We start from the raw sequence: 23,132 nt of genomic DNA on the forward strand, positions 1-23,132 counted from the left end.
AAGAAAGGCATTAAAGTTATATTAAATTGGATTGGCCTTATCATTTTGCATTTGTCAAGAGGCAACAGAAAAGAGACGATATGCGGTAGTATCCGTTTATCGTCTCTTAGTATGTACAGGTATTACATATTGTTAGCGCGGAGTTCGTTTAAAATAGCTTGCACGCGGGCGGCGCTGTCGGCGATGGCGGCGACTTCTTCATGGCCCGTACGGCGCACCTTAATTTCTACGGTCTGATCGGCGGCGCTCTTCTTGCCTACGGTGATGCGGACGGGATATCCAATGAGGTCGGCGTCGTTGAATTTTACGCCGGCCCGTTCGTTCCTGTCGTCAAAGAGGACGTCGACGCCCATGCCTTTCAGCTGCGTATACAGCCCTTCGGCAATCTTCATCTGTTCTTCGTCCTTGCTGCTGACGGGTACGACGACGACTTCGTACGGCGCGATGGCTACGGGCCACATGATGCCCTTGTCGTCGTGGAACTGTTCGATAGCCGCGGCAATCGTCCGGGTTACGCCGATGCCGTAGCAGCCCATGACATAGGGCTTGGCCTTGCCGTTCTGGTCGAGGAAAGTCGCATTCAGGGCTTCGGAGTATTTCGTGCCCAGTTCAAATACCTGGCCGACTTCAATGCCCCGGACGATGTCGATAGGCGCGCCGCAGTGCGGGCAGACGTCGTCTTTAGTCATGAGGCGGATCGTAGCAACCGTGACGTTTTGGAAATCCCGTTTGGGATTGACGTTCTTATAATGATAGCCGTGCTTATTAGCGCCGGTCACGCCGTTCGGTACATTCATTGCCGTCGGGTCTACGATGACATAAAAGCTTTCATTATCCGGCGTATCTGCGCCCATGGGGCTCATATAGCCGGGCTGGAGGCCGTGAGCCTTCAGTTCTTCGTCTGTCGCCGGTTCAATCGTATTGCCGCCGACAAGATTCTGTACGGCTACGTCGTTTACTTCATGGTCGCCGCGAACCATGCAGAGGACCGTTTTTCCGTCTACGTCGAAGGCTACGGCTTTAATCGTCTTTTCTACGGGAATTTGCAGGAAGTTGGCCAGATCTTCGATGGTCGAGCAGTTCGGCGTTTCGATGAGCTCTACGTCGGCTGCGTCTTCAGCTGCCATGTCCAGCGTATTGGGGACGGCCTTTTCAATATCGGCGGCATACTGGCACTTCGAGCAGGAGACGACTTCGGCTTCGCCGGCTGCGGCCAGGGCCATGAATTCATGGGTGTGGCTGCCGCCAATCTGGCCGCTGTCTGCTTCTACAGGCTTGAAATTCAAGCCGCAGCGCGTAAATACACGGTCGTAAGCGTCATACATAATCTGATAGGTCTTATGGAGGCCTTCTTCGTCAACATCGAAAGAATAGGCATCCTTCATGACGAATTCGCGGCTGCGCATGAGGCCGAAGCGGGGACGGATTTCGTCGCGGTATTTATTCTGCATCTGCCAAAGGATCAGGGGCATCTGCTTATACGAACGCAGTTCGTTGCGGAGAAGCGTCGTAATCAATTCTTCATGAGTCGGCCCGAGGCAGTAGCCGTTGTCGTGGCGGTCCTGCAGCTTGAACATTTCCGGCCCGTAAGCGCTCCACCGGCCCGATTCATGCCAGATTTCGGCAGGCTGCATGATGGGCATCATGATTTCTTGGGCGCCTGTAGCGTCCATTTCTTCGCGGACGATCTGTTCTACCTTCAGCGTCACGCGGCGGCCCAAGGGCAGGAAGCTGTACAAGCCGCTGCCGTTTTTCCGCAGCATGCCCGCTTTCAGCATATATTGATGGCTAGCAATCTCAGCGTCTGCCGGAATCTCCCGCAGCGTCGGACTATATAATTTTGATGCTAACATAGACTTAAGACTCCTTTGTAATAGATTTATGTATTTCTTCCAGCAAAGCCGGTACGAGCTGATTTTCAGGCACGCTCTTCAACACCTTGCCGTGGGAAAAGACGATGCCCATTCCCTTGCCGCCGGCGATGCCGAAATCGGCTTCCCGCGCTTCGCCGGGACCGTTGACGACGCAGCCCATGACGGCGACCTTAATCGGCGCAGTGATGCCGGATAAGGCTTCCTGTACTTCCTGAGCCAGGCCGATTAAATCGACTTGCGTACGGCCGCAGGTCGGGCAAGAAATCAGCGTCGGTCCGAAGGTCCTGAGGCCCAGGGCTGTGAGAATCGTCTGCCCGGCCGCGATTTCTTCCGCCGGATCGCCCGTCAGGGACACGCGGATCGTATCGCCGATGCCGTTGTACAAGAGATGGCCGATGCCGATGGCCGACTTAATGCTGCCCTCACGGACCAGACCGGCTTCCGTCACGCCTAAATGCAGGGCGTAAGGAACCTTTTCGGCCAGGGCCGTGTAGGCTTCGATCATCAGCGGTACGTCGGACGCCTTCAGGGAAATGACCATATTGCGGTAATCCAGCCGTTCCAGAATACGGATATGGCGCAAGGCCCCTTCCACCATGGCTTCGGCCGTAGGATGGCCGCCGTTGGCTTCCAGCAGGTCTTCCGGCAGCGATCCGGCGTTGATGCCGATACGGATGGGAATCTGGCGCGAACGCACCTTTTCCACCACCTTTACGACGTTTTCATCGGCGCCGATATTGCCGGGATTGATGCGCAGGGCATGGACGCCGCTGTCTACGGCCTCCAAAGCCAGCCGATAGTCAAAGTGGATATCGGCGACGATCGGTACGGGAGACGCGGCGGTTACGGCCTTCAAGCCCTTAGCGGCAGCCATATCAGGAACAGCAAACCGCACGATTTCCGCGCCGTAAGAGGCCAGACGGCGCACGTCGGCGACGGCCCGCTCCTCATCGGCAGGAGTAATCGTCGACATCGTCTGTACCGAAATGGGAGCGTCGCCCCCTATCGTAAGATTCCCGACAGTTACGGGAAGTGAATGTCTTCGTTTCATAGTAATCCGGCCTTTCTAAAAACGGCTGATGTCCTGGAACATGGCGAATAAGAACAGCGCTCCCAGAATTACCATGCCTGTCGCCTGGATGTACTGCAACGCCTTTTTAGGCATGCGCCGGCCAGAAATTCCTTCTAAAATCAGCAGGATAATATATCCGCCGTCTAACAGCGGGATGGGCAGCAGATTTAAGATACCCAGGTTGATGCTCAGGAAGGCCGTAAAGACGAGAAGGTTTACAAAGCCTACGGACGCTACCTGCCCGGCCAGCTGGGCTACGCCGATGGGTCCGGCCAGGTCAGCCTTCGTTTCGCCGGTAATCATTTCATAAATGCCGACGAGCATGAGCTGGCAAAGCTGCCCCGTACGCTGAACGGCCATGCCGGCCGATTCAAAAAATCCATGGGACTGTTTCGTTATGACCGGCATGATGCCGAGGGTAGCGCGCTGCGACTGGCTGTCTACCTGAGGGATCATGTCCAGGCTCAGCTCCTTGCCGTCCCGTTCAACGACGACGGTGACGACAGATCGGCTGTGTTCGGCTACGGCCTGAGAAATATCGCTCCACTGCGTAATAGCCGTGCCGCCGATAGATACGATGCGGTCGCCCTCCTGCATGTCGGCCTGGCTGGCTGCGGAGTTTTCAATGACCGAGCCGACGACGGCCTGAGGCGATACGGTCATCGTGCCTACGGCAAAGGTAACGCCCCACAAGATGAGAATCGCCAGCAGAAAGTTCATGATGCCGCCGGCGGCAATGACCAGCAGCCGGGACGGAACGGGCTTATTCAAAAACGACCGTTCGTTCAGCGGCTCGTCTTCGGTCATGCCGGCGATGCGGTTAAAGCCGCCCAAGGGCACGGCCCGCAGGGAATACAGCGTCGAACCATAGGTGCAGCTGTAAATCTTGGGGCCAAAGCCGATGGCAAATTCGTCGACCTGCATGCCCGTTAATTTTGCTGTAATGAAATGTCCAAATTCATGGACAAATACGATGAGACTGAATACAAATACAGTCGCTGCAATGGTAATACCCAATGTCCCAACACCTTTCTACAGTAAAGACGCCGCGCAGCGACGGGCCCAGGCGTCGGCGCTGCGAATCGCGTCTAAGGAAACGTCGCGGCATACCGTATGGCGTTCCATGACGGTGCGTACGACGTCAAATATGCGTGTAAAAGAAATTTCCCGCCGCAAAAAGGCGTATACGGCGACTTCGTTCGCCCCGTTCAGCACGCAGGGCATCGTGCCTCCCGCCTTCCCTGCTTCATAGGCCAGGGGCAGGGATGGAAATTTTTCAGGATCCGGCGCGAAGAATTCCAGGCTGCCCAACGTTTTCCAGTCAATATCCTTAGCTCCGCGCACGGGATAGCGCTGCGGATAGGTAAAGGCATATTGAATCGGCAGCCTCATATCGGGCATTCCCAGCTGGGCCAGGACGGAGCCGTCCGTAAATTGTATCATCGAGTGGATGATGCTTTGGGGCTGGACGACGACTTCGATGCGGTCGTAGGGCATATCGAACAGCCAGTGCGCTTCGATGACTTCCAGGCCCTTATTGAACATCGTCGCCGAGTCAATCGTAATCTTGCCGCCCATATTCCACGTCGGATGCTTGAGGCACTGCTCTACCGTAATGGACGGGAATTCTTCCAATGGCCGGTGAAAATGGGGGCCGCCTGAGGCCGTAATCAGCAGCTTGTCGACTTCACTGCCGCTGCGTCCTTCCAGACATTGGAAAATCGCTCCATGCTCGCTGTCGACAGGCAGGATGCGGACGCCGCGGCGCGCAGCCTCGGCCATGACCAGCTCGCCTGCCGCCACGAGGGTTTCCTTGTTGGCCAGGGCAATATCCAGCCCCTTCTCGATGGCATGGAGCGTCGGCTCAATGCCGGCAGCCCCGACTAAGGACGTCAGCACCATATCGGCTTCGCATTCGTCAATGAGTTTGAGCAGACCTTCAGGCCCGGAAAAAACCGTGCACCTTTCGCCTACTTCCTGCCGCAGCTTTTCGGCTGCCGGCTCGTCGGTCATGCAGGCAAAGGCTGCGCCGTGGGCCTGAATCTGGCGAGCTGCCAGCTCCCAGTTCGAATGAGCGGCAACGGCGGCGAGGGTAAACAGCTGCGGATGAGCTTCAATGACGTCGACGGCCTGGGTGCCGATCGACCCCGTACTGCCGAGGATGATAATTTTCTTCAATGCAGGGCCTCCTCTCAGGCGATGAGCGTGAGATATACATATACGGCCGGAGCGGCGAACAGCAGGCTGTCAAAGCGATCCAGCACGCCGCCGTGCCCCGGAATCAGCGTCCCCGAATCCTTTACCTGGCAGACTCGTTTCAGTATCGATTCTACCAAGTCGCCGAGAGGAGCCGCCACGGCGACGATGATGCCGATAGCTAAGGCGTGGATGAGGGAAAACTGGAAAATAAGCGAAAAGACGAGAGCCGTGACGACGGTGCCGATAAAGCCTCCCAAAGCCCCTTCCTGCGTTTTGCCGGGGCTGATGGACGGGCACAATTTATTTTTCCCCTTAACTTTTCCTACGACAAAGGCAAAGGTATCGCTGGCCCACGTGGAAAAAATCAGGAGAAACATGAAAAAGCGCGCCGGCTCCAGCATGACGGACGAAAAAGCGTCGGTCATATACGATGCAATCTGCCCGTTTCGCAGCGCCAGCATAGCTAAAAAGCCTCCGCTTACGTACAGCAGGCCGTACAGCGTATAGGCGCTGTCTACAGGCTTTATCTTCCCATGAAACAGGACGGTCTGCAGCAGCAGCCACAGCATGGCGGCTACGGCCAGCAGCATCATCACCTTTACGCTGCCGAACCAATAGGCGGCAAAAAAGCAGACGATCCATCCCGCTCCCATCCGTTCCGACAGATTCGCGCCCAGTTTGCGGACTAAATTACAATACTCATGCCATCCCAAAATAGCCAGCAGGATTATCATGAAAAAAAACAGCCAGTCCCCTTCATAGATAATCCCTATCGTCAGGGCGCCGCCTATGACGCCGGTTATAATTCGTTTTGCCAACATATGTTTCGTTTACCTACCTTATTTCAAACCGCCAAAGCGGCGTTCTCTGCCCTGAAAGGCGAGAATCGCCTCTATGAGCGTCTCTTTTGTAAAATCAGGCCAGCACAAATCGGTATACCAGAATTCGGCGTAAGCCATCTGCCACAACAGGAAATTGCTGACCCGTTTGTCCGCGCCGGGCCGGATGAGCAGGTCCACGTCGTTTTCCGGCGCCGTATACAAATACGAAGCCAGGGAGTCTTCCGTAATATCCTCCGGCTCCAGACGGCCGGCCTTGGCGTCGGACGCCAGCTTCTGCATGGCCTGGGTCAGTTCCAGGCGGCCGCCGTAATTGACGGCGACGTTTAAAATCAATCCCGTGTTTCCGGCCATGTTCCGTTCCGCTTCGTCAAAGGCCTGGCGGAGCGACGGGGAAAGGCGGCTCAAATCGCCGATAAAGTGCAGGCGCACATTATGCTCGTTCAGTTCCAGAAGGTTTTTGCTCAGGTACTCCTTCATGAGCTTCATAATATAGGAAACTTCCTCGTCAGGCCGTTTCCAGTTTTCCGTCGAAAAGGCGTATACCGTCAGCACCTTGATTCCTAATTCCCCGGCGGCGGCGACAATTTTCTTCAGCGTGTCCGCGCCGGCCCTGTGGCCGTAGCTGCGCGGCATGCTCCGCCGTTTAGCCCAGCGGCCGTTGCCGTCCATGATGATGGCGACGTGGCGGGGAATGTTGTTCGTATCGAGCAGTTCTATTCCTGTATGCCGTTCTTCCTTCTTCTTTTTTCCTAAAAAGTTAATCATTCTTGCACTTCTCCACCTTGCAGCATGCGAGTTACGCTTTCGCTTTTCTTCAAATTCGCGTTTACCAGAAGATATACGACGCCGTCCCGCTCGCGGGCCCGGACGACGTAGGGATCTTCTTCATCGCGGGGAAAAAAGCGGCTTCGCGCCGTCGTGCGCTCTACTTCATACGGCACGTTTTTTTCCTGTAATACAGATATGGCATACCGTAACGGCATGCCAATAAAATTTCGTATATCCATTATACTTCCATGACTTCTTTTTCTTTTTTCGCTTTGATTTCGTCGATCAGCTTGATCTTCTTGTCCGTCAGCTTCTGGATATTTTCCTGGGCTTCCTTGCTGTCGTCTTCCGTGATTTCCTTCTTCTTTTCCATCTTCTTGATGGCGTCGTTCGCGTCACGGCGGATATTGCGGATGACGACCTTAGAGTCTTCGGCGTCCTTGCTGACCTTCTTGCTTAATTCTTTACGGCGTTCTTCCGTCAGCTGGGGGATTTCCAGGCGGATCATCGTGCCGTCGTTGTTCGGGTTTAAGCCCAGATCGGATTTCAAAATAGCCCGTTCGATGTCGCCGAGCATTTTCCGTTCCCAGGGAACAATCGTAATGAGGCGCGGTTCCGGGGCGGATACGTTTGCAACCTGCTTGACCGGCGTAGGCGTACCATAGTAATCAACGCTGATACGGTCCAGGAGCGTCGTACTGGCCCGGCCAGTGCGAATCGAAGCCAAATCGCGCTTCAATGCTTCTATGGTCTTATCCATCTTTTCTTCGTTCTGCGTTAATAAGGTCTTTACGTCCATACTATTCACTTCCTTAATCGTAATAATGGTATATATGTATATAATACAGCTTTTAGCCTTCTTTGTCGACTAATGTCCCCAAATCTTTTCCGCTGGCGGCGGCGATGATATTGCCTTCGACGTCGATGTTGAATACGACGATGGGAATGTTATTGTTCATGCACAGCGTCGTAGCCGTCGCGTCCATGACTTTGAGCTCTTTATTGATGACATCCATGTAGGACAAGCGGCGGAACATCTTCGCGTCGGGATTGAGCTTCGGGTCGCTGTCGTATACGCCGTCTACGCCGTTCTTTGCCATGAGGATTGCGTCGGCTTCGATTTCTGCAGCCCGCAGTGCCGCCGTCGTATCCGTAGAGAAATAGGGATTGCCCGTACCAGCGCCGAAGATGACGACGCGGCCCTTTTCCATGTGGCGGATCGCCCGGCGGCGGATGTACGGTTCTGCAACCTGCTGCATGTTGATAGCCGTCTGTACGCGCGTCGCAACGCCGTTCTTTTCCATAGCGTCCTGCAGCGCCAGGGCGTTCATGACCGTTGCCAGCATGCCCATGTAGTCAGCTGATACGCGGTCCATGCCTTTTGCGCTGCCCGACAGGCCGCGCCAGATATTACCGCCACCTACGACGATAGCTACCTGAATGCCCAGCTTATTTACTTCTACGACTTGCTTGGCAATCGTTTCGACCGTTTCCGGGTCGATGCCGTATCCCTGGGCTCCCGCCAACGCTTCGCCGCTCAATTTCAATACAATGCGATTATATTTTTTCGTTTCCATACCAAGGCCTCCTGCTCCCGGCGCTGCCGCGCCGTATAAAGTCACATTAGAAAATAAGAGAACACGAAAATGGTGTTCTCTTATATGCAATCTTATTTAGCTTGTGCCATAACTTCGGAAACGAAATCGTCGTTGCGCTTCTGGAGGCCTTCGCCCAATTCGTAGCGGGTGTAACGGCGGATGTCGATTTTTTCACCGATTTTAGCGATATTTTCAGTAATAACCTGCTGAATCGTCTTGTCGGAATCTTTGATGAATTCCTGGTCGAGCAAGCAGTTTTCTTTGTAGAATTTTTCGATACGGCCGACGATCATCTTTTCGACGATTTTTTCCGGTTTGCCTTCGTTCAGAGCCTGCTGGCGGAGAACTTCTTTTTCATGTTCGAGAACGTCTTCCGGAACGTCTTCTCTCTTGAGGTATGCCGGGTTAGCTGCGGCAATCTGCATTGCAATGTCTTTGCAGAGGTCTTTGAAGTTGTCCGTCTGGGCTACGAAGTCCGTTTCGCAGTTGATTTCTACGAGAACGCCGATGCGGCCGTTGCCGTGGATATAGGAGTAAACCAAGCCTTCAGCTGCGATGCGGTCTGCTTTTTTAGCAGCGGCTGCCAAGCCTTTTTCGCGAAGGAAGTCGATTGCTTTTTCCATATCTCCATCCGTAGCTGCGAGCGCTTTTTTGCAGTCCATCATGCCAGCGCCAGTTTTTGTTCTTAAATCTTTTACCATGCTTGCTGTAATAGCCATCTTAGATATTCCTCCTAAACATAATATACAGTTTGAATAAAGGTAAGGAATGAAGCACTCCTTACCTTTATATAATGAGCCATGTAGTTCTCAAAGGGCCGATGTCTTAGTTTTCTTCAGCGACAGCTTCCGTTTCAACGGCTGCTTCTTCAGCGGCGCCTTCTTCAACCTGTTCGCCCTGGTTGCCTTCCAAAACGGCGTCGGCGATTTTGCCGGTCAGCAGTTTTACGGCGCGGATAGCGTCGTCGTTTGCCGGAATCGGGTAGTCGATGAGGTCGGGATCGCAGTTCGTGTCAACCGTAGCGATGATGGGGATGTTCAATTTGCGGGCTTCCGATACGGCGATTTCTTCTTTTTTCGGGTCGATAACGAAGAGAGCGTCCGGAAGTTTCTTCATGTCTTTGATGCCGCCGAGGTATTTCTGGAGTTTTTCCATTTCGTGTTTCAAAATGGTAACTTCCTTCTTCGGCAATACGTCGAACGTGCCGTCTTCAGCCTGTTTTTCCAGCGTCTTCAAGCGTTTTACGCGTTTTTCAATCGTCTGGAAGTTGGTCAGCATGCCGCCGAGCCAGCGTTCGTTTACATAGAACTGATTGCAGCGTTCGGCTTCGTTTTTAATAGATTCCTGAGCCTGTTTTTTCGTTCCGACGAAAAGGATCTTGCCGCCTTCAGCAGCCAGGTCGCGTACGAAATTGTAAGCTTCGTCCATTTTCTTTACGGTTTTCTGCAAGTCGATGATGTAGATGCCGTTGCGTTCCGTGAAGATGAAACGAGCCATTTTAGGGTTCCAGCGGCGAGTCTGGTGACCGAAGTGAACGCCTGCTTCCAATAATTGTTTCATAGATACTACTGCCATAATTGTTACTCCTCCTGTTGTTCCTCCGCCCGGTCATCGCCTGCCGTCACTGCCGAGCAGCACAGCTGCAGGCTCACCAAGCGTGCGTATTTTTAAGCATAGTACTTAAACCTTTGCTATTATATCACATTGTCTTCGACTGCACAAGCCGTTTTTACGCAAAAAAAGCCGCTCCTGCATGTACTGCCCGGAGCGGCTCCGCCTCTATTCCAAAATATATACCGGCACGGTGCGCCGTCCGAAGACCATGCAGGAATTGTAATCTTCCATGCACAAGTCGATGCGGTTTCCTAAAATATCTCCGCCCGTATCTTCGGCAATGGCTACGCCGTATCCCGGGATATACACCCGCGTTCCCAGCGGAATGACGTTGGGGTCTACGGCGACGACGCCGTAACGGGCGACGGTACCCATCTTGGTAATGCCCGCGCCGTTGCCGTCCGACGGCAGGTACGCTGTCGCTTCCATCGTAAAGACTTCCTTATACTTGGACACGTCGCCCGTATTGAGCGTTACGGTCTCCTGCGTGCCTACGCGGCGGATCAGGGGCTGCATTTCCGTCACCAGCGTCGTAGAGACGACTTCCTTCCCGACGACCTGGCCGTCGAGGCTGATGATATGAACAGTGACCTTCTTGCGGCCGTTCATCCCTTCCTGGACGATTTCTTCCTGACCCTGGCTCAGATTTTCATCAGGGATGCTTTCAATGGCAAAGGGAACGACTTCGTCTTCCGTGATGGCCTTGCGGGAAATATTCCCAATGCGTATCGTCATATCAGGAACGACCGGCGCGGACGTATCGCCGTAGGGACGATAATTCTCCGCGTCGTATCCATATTGTTCGGCTACTTCCTGTACGGTCTTTTTGGCGGACATAACAGTTTGTTGTTTACCCTTATGTTCCAATATGACGGGAACGGCCCGGCGAACCGTAACGGCAGTTCCTTCTAATAATTCGGATGTGGACATTTCAATTTCATCATATGACCCGAGCGCAATATTATTTTCGCGCATCAGCGCGTCAGCATTGACGGCGTGCGTATAGACAGAACGAGTCGCGCCGTCGGTCTGGATTGTGACGGATTTTCCTTTGTCAATAAATCCAGCTAAGGAAACTATGATTAATAAAGCGACTAAGGTTGCATACATGCGAGTAATGGGCCCTTGATATCGTTTGTTCATCAAATCCCTCCTAACTGGAAATCATTCTATCAAAGGCCTGTTACCCTGTCAATTTTTATCGGTTAACAATAACAGCAAAAATGAGGTAAATATCATATCTTCAGCACGATTGTCAACATTAAAGGGCCTGCGAAAAGGCTGTTTATACTGCGTGATAAGGGCGATTTTGAGAGAGCTTTACATGGTTTCCCACATTAAAGTAAAATTTTTTCAAAAAAGTATATTTTTGTGGTGAAAAAATCCTGTTTTTCTTGCAAAATATATCCTGTCCCCCACTTTCCTCATATGCCGTCCCTTTTATATTGGTTTTCTGCTCCATGAAAGCGCAAAAAACGTCCCCTCCGCAGGGAGGGGACGTCGAAGGCACGGCGCTTAACGGCGCTTGCTTTTCTTATGCTTTTTGTGTTTTTCTTCTGCTTCATGCTGGAGCATCATCTGGGCGTGAATCGGCGCTGCATCGGTCGGCCGTTCGTCGGCAATGTAGCGATACGTGCCGTCGGAATTCATGGCGTAGGCTTTTACATTGTCGTTGAAATACAGCGACAGGATTCCCTTGATGCGTTCCTTATGGGGACCGTATTCGACGGGAATCATCAGTTCCACCCGTTCGTTCAGGTTGCGGGGCATCCAGTCGGCCGACGAGATGAATACGTCTTCTTCCCCGTTATTGTAGAAGTAGAATAAACGGCTGTGTTCGAGGAACCGGCCGACGACGCTGTGCACTTCGATGTTTTCGCTGATTCCCGGCAGTCCCGGCCGCAGGACGCAGATCCCGCGGACGATGAGATGGATTTTAACGCCGGCAGCCGACGCTTCGTACAATTTAGCGATGACCTCCTTGTCAAGGAGGGAATTCATCTTGGCGACGATGAAGGCTTTCTTGCCCTTTTTAGCCCAGGCCGTTTCCTGTTCTATCTTTTCATAAATCCGTTCGCGCAGATTCAGCGGCGCGACGGCCAGCTTGTTCCACTGCGGCGGGTCAGAATATCCCGACAGGAGATTGAAAAAGGCTGAGGCGTCGACGCCGATGAGCGTATTGGCCGTCAGGATGCCTACGTCCGTGTAAATGCGGGCCGTCTTGCCGTTGTAGTTGCCCGTCGCCAAATGGACGTAACGGCGGATGCCTTCTTCTTCTCGGCGGACTACCAGGGTGATTTTCGAATGGGTCTTTAATCCCATGATGCCGTAAATAACGTGGCAGCCGGCCTTTTCCAGCTTGCGGGCCATGAAGATGTTGTTTTCTTCGTCAAACCGGGCCTTAACTTCCATGAGGACCGTGACCTGTTTGCCGTTTTCTGCAGCTTCCGCCAATGCGGCGATGATGGGAGACCGGCTGCTGACGCGGTACAGGGTCTGCTTGATAGCCAGCACATCCGGGTCTGTAGCAGCTAATTTGATAAAGTTCTCTACAGTATCAAAGGTTTCGTACGGATGATGTACCATAATATCCTGCTTAGCAATGGCCGTCCACATATCAGGTGCGCCAAGTTCTTCCAATTCATACGACGGCTGAGGCGACGCGGCAGGATAACGGAGATGATCATACCCCTCGATTCCCGTAAAGGAGAAAAATACCTTGCAGTCCAAGGGGCCGGGTATCATATACAAGTCCTTGTCTTCCAGCTGCAGCTCGCCGCGCAGGAATTCCCGGACCATACGGCTCGCCGACTGGGCCAGTTCCAAGCGGACGGCTGCGCCCTTGCGGCGTTTTTTCAGGGATTTTTCCACTTCTACGAGCAAATCTTCCGCTTCGTCGTCAATATCTAGGTCGGCGTCGCGGGTTATGCGGAATGGCACGGCTTCGAGGATATCGCAGCCCAGGAAGAAACGGTTGGCATAGGCGCCGAGGATGTCCTCCAGAAAGAGGAACTGCTTCGCGTCGCCGGCAGCTACGGGCACCTTGATGATGCGGGGAATGATCGGCGACGGCACGGGCAAAATGGCCGTCTTTACCGACGTATCGCCCTGTTTCTTGCGCAGCAGGACGGCCAGATTCAGATTCAGGCTGGCGAGGAAGGGAAAGGGATGGCTCGAGTCGACGGCCATAGGCGTGACGACGGGGTAAATTTCCCGCTCGAAATAGCTGTCCAGCCAGATGCGCTGCTCTTCATTCAGCTCGTCGACGCTGACAAAATGAAGGCCTTCCTGCTGCAGCTTGTCCTGAATGACCGAATAATATTCGTACTGCTGGTCCACCAGCGTGTGTACCATAGACTGGATGGCTTCAAACTGCTCTTGCGGCGTCATGCCGGCAATGTCGATATGCTTAACGCCGCTTTCGATGAGGTGTTTGACGCCGGCCACGCGGATCATAAAGAATTCGTCCAGATTTGACGCGGCAATAGCTACGAAATTCAGCTGTTCCAGCAAGGGATTGGACGGCACGATGGCTTCCCGCAGAACCCGTTCGTTAAACTTGATCCACGTACATTCCCGGTTTAAATAATTTTCTGGTTCTGTATACTTCAAAATAGTCACTTATCCTTTCAGTAATTTAGGCGAAATGCCGAAGACTTCGGCGAAATTGACGGCCGTCTTCATGAACGTCCACCGTTCCAGGGAAATATCCAAATCGGAATGGTAGCGGACGATGAGTTCGTTGCCGACCAATTCGGCCTGTATGCGCTTTATCTTTCCTAAATGGCTCTTGTCGAGGGAGTCGGCCAGGCTGAAAATCGCCGCGAGCTTGGCCGCCGTAATCTTCTGCTCCGGCGACAGGACGTCGTACATGTCCGACGAATCCTGTATCACGCCGCCGTCGGCGTAATAGGCAATGTTGGCCAGCACTTCCTTTTCTTCGTCTGTAATGCCGAATAAGTCCGTTTCCATGATAAGGTGATACGTGCAGAGATTGTGCTTGCGGATGTTGACGTATTTGCCCGTTTCATGAAGGATCGACGCCAGCTGCAGCAAGTAGCCGCACGAGAATTTCAAGCCGATTTCCTTATACACGGCGTTGAACAAAATACCGCAGAACTCGCCTACGCAGGCGGCATGTTCCGGCGCGTACCAATACTTGCCGGCAATGCGGCGCGTCAAGTTGAGCAGCAGCCCCCGCTGATGGGCTACGTAAGAATTATCGGTCTGCTCGGCTACGTAATGCATGGAATAGCCCTCCGTAAAGGTCGTGCTCATCATGACCAGCAGGTCGACGTCGATGATGCGCAGGAGCTCGTAATACAGGAGCAGCGTCGGCATGATGACGTTGGCCAGATTTTCCGAAAGCTTGCAGCGCTGCATGAGCTTAAAGGGCGTAATGCCGTGGAAGGAATTGACGAACTGGCGCAGCTCGTCGGCCTTGATGAGGCGGACGCCGTTCGTTTCTTCCTTATGCATGAGCTTGCCGATGAGCGTTGCCGCCCGGCCCGACAGGACGATGTATTTAATATCGTGATGGCGCACGCTGGCCCACAGGGGGGACAAGGCGCCGTAGATGTATTCGCGGGCTGCCGTCGGAAAGGTCAGCTCTTCCCGCTGCTTAGGCGTGAAGTTTTCCAAAATGCGCAGCGAGCCGATGTGGACGTTTTGCTGAAACAGGAGCTCGTCCGATTTCCAGCAGGTCAGCCCTACGCCGCCGGACGTAATATCCAGCAGGAGGACGGCCTTGTCGGCAAAGTTGAATTTCCCCTTCAGCACGTGATAATACAAGCCGAAGAATTTATAGTAAATTTCCTTGGCCATGCGCACGACAGTGACGCGGAAGCCCGTGCGGAAATAAATTTGATCGATGACATTGAGCAGGTTGTCGGCTTCGCGGATAGCCGTCGTCGACAAGACGCGCACGTCCGTGACGTCGTAGTCCCGCAGGAGCTGCTTGAATTTATTTAAAATCGTGCAGATTTCGTTGAGAGACTGGAAGCTGACGTGATGGCGCGTAAAGACTTCCCCGCCATACTGGACTTCCCGCGATACATTTTCAATGACCTCCATATCGTCCAGCGACGAATACGCGATGATTTTCAAGGTCATATTGACCGTGCCGATATGTATGATGCCAAATTGCCGCTTGGCCTGATATTCCATAGTAGTTCCTCGCCTTCCTTGCTGATGACGCGAAGACTCTCTCCCCGCCGTCTCTTCATATATTATACATGAAATACCGGCGATGGTGGCGACCTTTTTTGTATAATTTGTGTAAAAAATGAAAAAAGCTTGTATAATAGGCGGCTCTGCAAAAAATACGGAAGAATCCTCCCCATTTTCTTTAGTCATACGAATTATTTCCATTTCGTTTTAACGGCAAATTTTGCAAAATCGTTTCATCGTCTCGGCAAGATGTAGTATAATAACAGAAGATTATGGATTACAAAGAAAAGAGGTATACAATGGAAAAATTAGCCATCATCGATATGGGCTCCAACTCCATCCGGTTTGTCGTCCTCCAGATAAACGACAACAAATCGTATTCCTTCCTGTATCAGGAAAAAGAATCCATACGCCTCGGACAAGGCCTTACCCAGACGGGCGAACTGAGCGACGCCGGCATGGAACGGGCCATGAAATGCTTAAAGGTATATAAGCACATCATGGAGGTTATGGAAATCCAAAACTGCATCGCCGTCGCCACCGCCGCCGTGCGCAACGCCTCGAACGGCGACGAGTTCCTGAAGCGGATTTACGCGGAAACGGGCGTAGCCATGACTGTCATTACAGGCGAACGGGAAGCCTATCTCGGCTATTTGGGTGTCATCAACACCATCGCCATGAAGGACTTTCTCCTGTTCGACTTGGGCGGCGCCAGCGTCGAGCTGACCCTGGTGCAAGAAGGCGAACCAGTTCATTCCGTTTCCATCCCCATCGGCGCCGTAACGGTTACGGAAAAATTCAATCTCCAGGGCAACGTAGACGCAATCGCCCTGCAGGACTGCCTGAAATTCGTACGGAAAAAGCTCCTCGCTGCCGACTGGATTAAAAATCTGCGCCTCCCCCTCGTCGGCATTGGCGGCACGGCCCGTACTTTTGCCAAGATGGATCAGCGGACAACGAATTACGAGCTGACGAAGGTACATAACTACATCCTGCCGGCAGAGCACTTCGACGCCCTGTATACGGAAATTACGACGCGGACCAGCGCCAACCGCAAGAAGATCCCCGGCCTGTCGAGCGAACGGGCCGACCTCATCGTCGCCGGCGCCGCCGTCATTAAGACCCTGTTCGATACGGCAGGCAGCCCGGAACTGGTCGTCAGTGGCTGCGGCCTGCGTGAAGGGCTGTTCTTTGAATACTATACCTCTTACTTCCACCTGCCTGCGCCTCGCTTCGACGATATCCTGAAATTCAGCATCCGCAACTTCGTCGGCACCCTAGGCGGCATCGTCAACGAATCCCACTGCCAGCAGGTCACCCATACGGCAGGCCTTCTCTTCGACCAGCTGAAAGACCTGCACGGCTACGGCGAGCGGGAACGGCTGTACCTCACGACGGCGGCCCAGCTTCACGACGTAGGCAAAATCATCAATTTCTACGATCACGCCCGCCATTCGGCCTTCATGATCGGCCACGCGCCCCTGTACGGCCTGACGCAGCGCGAGCAGCTCATCGTCAGCTTCATCGCCGGCTTCCACCACGGCATCAGCCGCAAGACCCTGCGGGCCTACCGCTACGCCAACATGGTCACGGCAGAAGACTGGGCGATGGTCCGCAAGCTCTCCACCTTCCTGGCCTTGGCCGAAGCATCGGACATTACGTACGAGCAAGTCGTCCAGGATATTCACGTCACCACTGCGGAAAACGTCGCCGTCGCCGTCATTACGACGGCTCCCGGCGTAGCCTACAACGCGGCGGACTACGAAATGAACCAGCTGACCAAGCAATTCAAAAAGGAATTCGGCATCTCCCTGCTCCTCGTCTGGAAGTGAGCCTGTAAGGAGGCCATGTAATAGTATAAAGAAAGACACTTTCCAACGACATGTCAGAAAGTGTCTTTTTTTATGTCTGTATATCAGATAGTTTCAGGTTAGCGGATCGATACGTCTTCTCCGGCGAGGATTTTCTTCATCGTCCGGGCCGGGCACATTTTGCCGCACATCGTGCAGGTGCCTTCGCATTCGGGCTTGCTCGATTCATAGTAGCGGCGAGCCTTTTCCGGGTCGATGGACAAGGAAATCATCGTTTCAAAATCTACTTCCACGCGGGCCTTGCTCATAGCGTCGTCCCATTCCTGCGCGCCGGGGATGCCCTTGGCCAGGTCGGCGGCGTGCGCAGCGATGCGGGCGGCGATGATGCCTTCCTTAACGTCGTTTACGTCGGGCAGGCGAAGGTGTTCGGCTGGCGTAACATAGCACAGGAAGTCGGCTCCGGATGCGCCGGCAATGGCCCCGCCGATAGCGCTTGTAATGTGGTCGTAGCCCGGAGCGATATCCGTGACGATGGGGCCCAATACGTAGAAGGGCGCGCCGTGGCACAGGCGTTTTTCAATCTTCATGTTGGCGGCGATTTCCGTCAGGACCATGTGGCCCGGGCCTTCGATCATGACCTGGACGTTGTGTTCCCAAGCCCGTTTCGTCAATTCGCCGAGGGTAATGAGTTCTTCGATCTGGGCTGCGTCCGTCGCGTCGTGGGTGCAGCCGGGACGGCAGGCGTCGCCCAAGCTCAGGGTAACGTCGTATTTTTCACAGATGTCGAGGAGACGATCATAGTATTCATAGAAGGGGTTTTCCTGATTGTTCATTTCCATCCAGGCAAACAGCAGCGAGCCGCCGCGGGATACGATATTGGTCAGGCGGGGGTTCTTCTTGATACGTTCAGCCGTCTTGCGGTTCATGCCGCAGTGGATGGTCATGAAGTCTACGCCGTCTTCTGCGTGCTGTTCGACGACGGAGAAGAATTCATCTACAGTAATATCCTTCAAGTCTTTTTCCAGCATGCCGACGGCGTCATACATGGGAACGGTACCGATCATAGCCGTAGACATATCGACGAGCTTGCGGCGGAATTCGCGGGTCTTGCCGAAGTTGCTCAAGTCCATGATGGCTTCAGCCTTCATGTTGATGGCATTCTGGACCTTCTGCAGCTCCAATTCATGATCGTTGTGTTCCGGCGATACGCCGAGGTTGACGTTGATTTTCGTGCGGCAGTCCTGGCCGACGGCTTCCGGCGAAAGGCTGGTGTGAAGCTTATTGGCCGGGATAGCGACCTTGCCTTCAGCTACGAGCTTCATGAGCTTTTCCATCGGCATTTTTTCTTTTTCCGCAACGATTTTCATCTGCGGCGTAACGATGCCTTTGCGGGCTGCGTCCATCTGAGTTGTGTAAGTCATAAAACGTACCTCCTGCTAATGAGTTTAACCTAAATATAGAAAGAAATGATAGAAACAGGTAAATAAAAAAGCTCACCTCCGCAGGTGAGCTTTATAATCCCGTAAAGCTTCCCTACGTCGGCATTATCCGAATCAGGTACATGAGGGACAAGCGCGAATCCAAACGCTTTCTCAGCCTTGCGGCGCCCCTAGCTTTTTTAGTTATCTCGTCTTATTATAATATACTTGCGCAGGGAATGCAAATATAAATTGCCATACCCCCATTTCGATAGGCCCTGAGCTTTCCGGCACATCTATTTAATGAATCCTGTTTCTTTTCCCGCAAGGAGGATGCACAGCCGGCCACAGGCTGTCGCCTTTTATCTTCGTCTTGACCTTATCGACTGCCTGTCCGACGATTTTGCACGCCTGAGACGTTGACAGGCCGTGAAGCGCGCCGATCGTGTCGAAGGTATAGTCCTTTACGTACCGCAAATACAAGAAGCGCCGTTCCTGTTCGGTCAGACACTGCAAATAAGGCGCCAACTCGTCTTGCAGCTCTATACGCTGTACAGCCGTCTCAAATGCGCAGACCGAATGACGGAATAAAGCAATCTCTGCCCTCTCCTCCTGCGGGAACAGCATCCGTTCGACAGCCTGCCAATAAGCCTTGAAATGCCGGTTTTCCCGCCGAAACGCCGTCTGTACGGCTCGCCGCAACGCCGCTGGCCCTTCCTCCTTTCCGTCCAGCTCAAAGGAATAAATACATTCCAGTACGGCCAGATGGGCCGTCGAAAGAGCCTCGTCCAGCGAATCGTAGCAATAGCGGTATTTCCGGGCATATTTGTACAGCAAGGGCCGGAAGACCTGCAGAATGGCCAACACAGCCTCTCCGTCTCCTGTCTGCGCCTGCCGTATCCACTGCCGAATGATGTTGTTCATGGGTGTCGCCTCCTTAAAATATATGTTCTGTTATAAAACATAAAGAGCCGAAGGAACTCCCCCTCGGCTCTTCTTGCCATACTTATATGTATATATTATACTTTCCAGTTCATCCCGACATTAAATTGGTACGTGTCTTCATTGTCGTTGCCGAAAGATTTTTCCACATCGAAGAACATATACGTCCCCTTGCTGAATTCATGGGAAAATCCAAGGCCGACGTCGTACCACGTGCCTTCGTTCTCATACGTCGTGTGCAAAAGCCCGGTGTTATCTTTGGCGCTGATATCTTGATCGCCTAAGAATTCATGCAGGATATCCGCTTTGATGTAGAAATTATTGTTTTCGCCTATATCCCGTCCCAGCCGGAAGCCTACGCGGCCGATAAGGCTGTCGATAGCGTCGAGATCAACCTGCGTATCCTGACTCGTCGTATAATCAGCATCGGTAACATGAGCGTACTGAATCTGCGCCTGCGGTTCGATATACCAGTCGTTGCCCAAATCCTTCTTGCGGCCGTATTCCGCGCTGGCCGAGTACACGAAGTTGCTGTAATCGCCGGTAATCTTTTCTCCGGTGCTTCTGGCATAGATTTCAAAATCATTGGACAAGCGGCCAATCTTGAGGACATAATCCGTATAATGACCTTTGTCTCCCAACCATGTATCGTACAGCCAAATGCCCCCTCGCCGTACGTCGCCGTCTCCGGCCACATTATGATAATCGGCTGTACCGCGCATGTAATCCAGTACAAAGCCCTGCCGGTGCTCGCCGTCTTCCCGGTCGCCTACTTTGCGGTCATAGCCCAGCTCGAACATGGTATTCTTGCTGCGGAAGGCGTCGGATTTGCCGATGCGGTCGTGACGGATGCGTACCCAAAGGCCTTCGTCGCCGTCGATATACCGCGCCTCTCCCATACGCTTGTTCAGGCGGTCCATGTACACGGCGTTGGAGTAGTTGATTTTCGACATATCTATGATGGTCTTGCCGGCATCAGACGGCTTGGCTTCTTTTGCACCGGTAATAATCCAGTTCACGGCATTGCGGTCACCGACCAATTCATTTTCTACGAAATCATTACCCGGTTTATCTACGCCTTGTCCATTACCGCTGCCGTTATATTTCTCATTTTCTATATCGTTTTTATTAAAATCTTCTTTTGCTACAACGTATTCCAAGTTTAATGCGCCAGCATCACGAGTATACGCGCGAATGCCGCTGTTGTTTACTTCCGGCACGTCGCTGTCCGTATCGATACCGACCGTGGCGAACCGCAGGGGATTGTCCTTGCTGATATTTTCCAGACCACCCGTAATGCCGCCGACAATATTAATAGTTTGATTCCCCTCATTTTTCCCTATATACAGCATGTCGCTCTTGGAATGGTCTTCCGAATTCAAAAGCATGTTGAACGTGCCGTCGCCTTTCAAATTTCGAATCGTCACAGAATTGTTCTCATCCTTCGAAAGGTCAACTAAGCCGCCTTCATCCCCAAAAGCGAGGGTTGTAACGAAGTTTTGTCCGCGCGCCGTCCATGTCGAATGATTCAGCGTCATGTTCACGGTACCACCGTCAGTAACCTCTACATCAAATTCTTCCGAACGGAATACCATATTTTTCAATGTTGCATCGGCATAATCATCTGCACGGCCTTCATAAGACCCATTGTTTAAGATAAAATTAATCGTCCCTTTATTACCAGCCAGCACGTCGCCTTTAAACTCCGCGCCGCTTACACTGTTGATCGTTACGCTGCCGCCTTTCCACTCAGCAAGCTCAGAATCCTCGTCCATCTGGCCTTTTCCAGCAATGACGTCACCATAGATACCGACAGCGTGATCCAGAGAAATCTCAGAATTGCGCAGCGCCCGGACAGCTGCAATAGTACGCACGCCCTGCTTGTCTGCATGATATTCTTCATCGCCCTGCGAATTGATAACTGTATTCGCCTGGAATCCGATCTTCGCCATGCCGCTGTCCGTACCAGCAGAAACTGCATCCCCGAAGGGCGAATACACACCAATCAGCTGGGCATCTCCCGCATCCGCGTCTTCCAGAAACCGTATTTCCGCATTATTTTCTGCCATGATCTGTCCGTTTAATTCGGCTTTTCCCGCCGTCACATCGACTTTTGTGTTCCCGCCGCCATAAACCGCTGTAATCGGGAAATCGATTGCTGAGGACGTCCCGAAAGAAAATTCATCCACATTGATGTTCACGCTCTTGCCGTTACTGGAAACGCCGTAATTATTATCGATCATGTGCAGCTTCTTACCAGTCAGCTCGACTTGGCCTTCTCCAGTAGTCGTGACGGCACAGGCATTATTCTGAAACAGGGCCATATCGCTTGTTACTGAAATGTCCCCCTGTCCCGCGCTGTAAAGGCCCACTTCACCGTTGACAGCGGAAAAATTTTGGGATTCGGCAAAAAACTTCCCCGTATTATACGCGTAAACACCATACTTATTTTCAAGGTACGTGTTGCTATTCTTAACATGAGCTTCAGAACCTTTGATTGCAAAGCCATAAGTAAAATCCTTAAACTCCAAATCTGTATCGGTGATTTTAATCTGTCCAGTAGCAGTATCCGTAATCCCCCCCCCCCCCTCCTATACCGTTGGCATCCTGTCCTTCGCCTACGGCCACAAATTTGCCTCCAGACATATTCAGATCTCGATCCTCATGCCCAAACCCATAACCCATCTCATCGATGGAAAGAGCCAATCCGCCAGCAGAACCGGATGTCGAAGTACCATCGGCAAAATTCATAGTCAGCGTCACTCCATCGTCAATTTTCACCGTGTCACCGCCATAAGGAATTACGCCCAATCCTCCGGTAAATTTTTGTGCGATATCATCCCAATTCGCATCTTCATGTACCTCATACAGTTTGGAAGGATATTCGGCCGCTAAAGCCAAATTCCCAGTCAAAGTAACTACGACACACACCGCAAGAAATTCTCTCTTTTTCATGTAAGGTTCTCCTTGTCATATACATATTTTTTACGTGTTTGTCTTATTCTATTTTCATATGCCCACCGTTCCCGACACTCACTACTGCAAAAGGCCATACGCTTGTCCTTCGGCTCCGTGACTTTTACTATCTTACCGCACTATCGACAACGAAAAGTCCGACTCACCGACTGAGCTTTTACTCCTTTTGTTTTGGAATGCTTCCAGTACAGCCGCTCGCAGTGGGGCGAGCAGAACTTCGTCCGCTTATCGGCTGAGCTTCTCACGCTGACGACTTTGCCGCAGTGCAAACAGCGAAACGTCCGCAATAACTCTCCATTAACAGAAGCAACCTCATAGTTAACAGGACGATGCCTGTACGCCTACAGCCGGCAGGCTGTACTGCAGTATTTCTGCGTCATCCGGATAGCGGTAAATTTCTTGCCGCAAACTGGACAGACTGCCGGCCGGTTCATGACGCCGCAGCACGCATCGTATCTCTGCACCATGAACGATGTTTCCAGAAAAAAGCACGCAAAAAAGACAGCCTACATCGTTCGTCTGTATGCTGTCTGCCATATGTATCTATAACAAGGTATACGTATCCCTGTGTTTGTGCTTGCAGGAAGATATTATGCTTTAATCCATACCCCCCCCCGGTATATAATTTATTCACAGCGCCGCTCCATGCGAATACTACATTGTTTCGCTTCCACTTCGCGCTCATTTTTTCACCTCCTCTCCAATCTTGAGTTCTAGTGTAACAAATATCCTGACTATTTTCAATACGCATTCATTATTTTATCGTTTAGAACTGAAAGAAAGGCTGATGCCATGAAAAATTTAATTTATCAAAGCTTGCAAGGATTCGTCTTAACAGCTCATTTCCAT

At 52.5% G+C, this 23,132-nt stretch carries 20 protein-coding genes and 1 riboswitch; of the genes, 1 reads left to right on the plus strand and 19 read right to left on the minus strand.

The window, feature by feature from the left end:
• Nucleotides 1-122: 122 nt before the first annotated feature.
• From CJ260_RS01350 to CJ260_RS01415, 14 genes are all read right to left on the minus strand, one after another.
• Entirely contained in the window at nucleotides 123-1,853 is a 1,731-nt protein-coding gene (locus CJ260_RS01350; protein WP_087477428.1) for a proline--tRNA ligase, read from the minus strand.
• 4 nt (nucleotides 1,854-1,857) lie between these two features.
• The gene (gene ispG, locus CJ260_RS01355) at nucleotides 1,858-2,925 is read right to left on the minus strand and encodes a flavodoxin-dependent (E)-4-hydroxy-3-methylbut-2-enyl-diphosphate synthase (protein ID WP_095628873.1); all 1,068 of its coding nucleotides are present in this window, start codon (nucleotides 2,923-2,925) and stop codon (nucleotides 1,858-1,860) included.
• 15 nt (nucleotides 2,926-2,940) lie between these two features.
• Nucleotides 2,941-3,963, minus strand: coding sequence for an RIP metalloprotease RseP (gene rseP / locus CJ260_RS01360; RefSeq protein WP_095628874.1), 1,023 nt, complete (start codon nucleotides 3,961-3,963; stop codon nucleotides 2,941-2,943).
• Between the two features lie 15 nt (nucleotides 3,964-3,978).
• Nucleotides 3,979-5,124 carry a 1-deoxy-D-xylulose-5-phosphate reductoisomerase gene (locus CJ260_RS01365; RefSeq protein WP_095628875.1) on the minus strand — a complete coding sequence of 382 codons (1,146 nt, stop codon included), beginning with the start codon at nucleotides 5,122-5,124 and terminating at the stop codon, nucleotides 3,979-3,981.
• A 14-nt stretch (nucleotides 5,125-5,138) separates the two neighbouring features.
• Complete coding sequence (locus CJ260_RS01370; protein WP_095628876.1) at nucleotides 5,139-5,966, minus strand: phosphatidate cytidylyltransferase; 828 nt, start codon at nucleotides 5,964-5,966, stop codon at nucleotides 5,139-5,141.
• A gap of 18 nt (nucleotides 5,967-5,984) precedes the next feature.
• Nucleotides 5,985-6,752, minus strand: a complete 768-nt coding sequence (locus CJ260_RS01375; protein ID WP_095628877.1) for an isoprenyl transferase — start codon at nucleotides 6,750-6,752, stop codon at nucleotides 5,985-5,987.
• A complete protein-coding gene (locus CJ260_RS01380; RefSeq protein WP_232818738.1) occupies nucleotides 6,749-6,928 on the minus strand; it encodes a hypothetical protein in 180 nt (59 codons plus the stop codon). The genes CJ260_RS01375 and CJ260_RS01380 overlap by 4 nt, the downstream gene beginning before the upstream one ends.
• Nucleotides 6,929-6,993: 65 nt before the next feature.
• Nucleotides 6,994-7,554, minus strand: coding sequence for a ribosome recycling factor (gene frr, locus CJ260_RS01385; protein ID WP_087477435.1), 561 nt, complete (start codon nucleotides 7,552-7,554; stop codon nucleotides 6,994-6,996).
• Between the two features lie 52 nt (nucleotides 7,555-7,606).
• Nucleotides 7,607-8,332 carry a UMP kinase gene (pyrH, locus tag CJ260_RS01390; protein WP_087477436.1) on the minus strand — a complete coding sequence of 242 codons (726 nt, stop codon included), beginning with the start codon at nucleotides 8,330-8,332 and terminating at the stop codon, nucleotides 7,607-7,609.
• Nucleotides 8,333-8,424: 92 nt separating this feature from the next.
• Nucleotides 8,425-9,072, minus strand: coding sequence for a translation elongation factor Ts (tsf, locus tag CJ260_RS01395; RefSeq protein ID WP_087477437.1), 648 nt, complete (start codon nucleotides 9,070-9,072; stop codon nucleotides 8,425-8,427).
• 106 nt (nucleotides 9,073-9,178) lie between these two features.
• Complete coding sequence (rpsB, locus tag CJ260_RS01400; RefSeq protein WP_087477438.1) at nucleotides 9,179-9,928, minus strand: 30S ribosomal protein S2; 750 nt, start codon at nucleotides 9,926-9,928, stop codon at nucleotides 9,179-9,181.
• A gap of 204 nt (nucleotides 9,929-10,132) precedes the next feature.
• Complete coding sequence (locus tag CJ260_RS01405) at nucleotides 10,133-11,110, minus strand: 3D domain-containing protein (protein WP_087477439.1); 978 nt, start codon at nucleotides 11,108-11,110, stop codon at nucleotides 10,133-10,135.
• Between the two features lie 372 nt (nucleotides 11,111-11,482).
• Complete coding sequence (gene ppk1 / locus CJ260_RS01410) at nucleotides 11,483-13,579, minus strand: polyphosphate kinase 1 (RefSeq protein ID WP_239477942.1); 2,097 nt, start codon at nucleotides 13,577-13,579, stop codon at nucleotides 11,483-11,485.
• A gap of 9 nt (nucleotides 13,580-13,588) precedes the next feature.
• Nucleotides 13,589-15,133: a Ppx/GppA phosphatase family protein gene (locus tag CJ260_RS01415; RefSeq protein ID WP_087477440.1), complete on the minus strand. Its 1,545-nt coding sequence runs from the start codon at nucleotides 15,131-15,133 to the stop codon at nucleotides 13,589-13,591.
• A 302-nt stretch (nucleotides 15,134-15,435) separates the two neighbouring features.
• On the opposite strand from CJ260_RS01415, the gene ppx reads away from it, so the two are divergent.
• Nucleotides 15,436-16,968, plus strand: coding sequence for an exopolyphosphatase (ppx, locus tag CJ260_RS01420; RefSeq protein WP_095628879.1), 1,533 nt, complete (start codon nucleotides 15,436-15,438; stop codon nucleotides 16,966-16,968).
• A gap of 98 nt (nucleotides 16,969-17,066) precedes the next feature.
• Here the strand turns inward: ppx and thiC are convergent, their stop codons facing one another.
• The 5 genes from thiC to CJ260_RS12665 form a co-directional block, all read right to left on the minus strand.
• Nucleotides 17,067-18,368 carry a phosphomethylpyrimidine synthase ThiC gene (thiC, locus tag CJ260_RS01425; protein WP_087477442.1) on the minus strand — a complete coding sequence of 434 codons (1,302 nt, stop codon included), beginning with the start codon at nucleotides 18,366-18,368 and terminating at the stop codon, nucleotides 17,067-17,069.
• 92 nt (nucleotides 18,369-18,460) lie between these two features.
• A riboswitch (TPP riboswitch) is annotated at nucleotides 18,461-18,568 on the minus strand.
• A gap of 97 nt (nucleotides 18,569-18,665) precedes the next feature.
• Nucleotides 18,666-19,289, minus strand: a complete 624-nt coding sequence (locus CJ260_RS01430) for a sigma-70 family RNA polymerase sigma factor (RefSeq protein WP_095628880.1) — start codon at nucleotides 19,287-19,289, stop codon at nucleotides 18,666-18,668.
• Between the two features lie 95 nt (nucleotides 19,290-19,384).
• Nucleotides 19,385-21,631 (minus strand): autotransporter outer membrane beta-barrel domain-containing protein, encoded by a 2,247-nt coding sequence (locus CJ260_RS01435; protein WP_095628881.1) that lies wholly within the window; start codon nucleotides 21,629-21,631, stop codon nucleotides 19,385-19,387.
• Between the two features lie 223 nt (nucleotides 21,632-21,854).
• The gene (locus CJ260_RS01440) at nucleotides 21,855-22,262 is read right to left on the minus strand and encodes a hypothetical protein (protein ID WP_095628882.1); all 408 of its coding nucleotides are present in this window, start codon (nucleotides 22,260-22,262) and stop codon (nucleotides 21,855-21,857) included.
• Nucleotides 22,263-22,601: 339 nt separating this feature from the next.
• Nucleotides 22,602-22,820, minus strand: a complete 219-nt coding sequence (locus CJ260_RS12665) for a hypothetical protein (protein WP_143747667.1) — start codon at nucleotides 22,818-22,820, stop codon at nucleotides 22,602-22,604.
• Between the last annotated feature and the right edge of the window lie 312 nt (nucleotides 22,821-23,132).

Source organism: Megasphaera sp. ASD88 (assembly GCF_002287425.1).
In the GTDB taxonomy this organism is placed as follows: domain Bacteria; phylum Bacillota; class Negativicutes; order Veillonellales; family Megasphaeraceae; genus Megasphaera; species Megasphaera stantonii.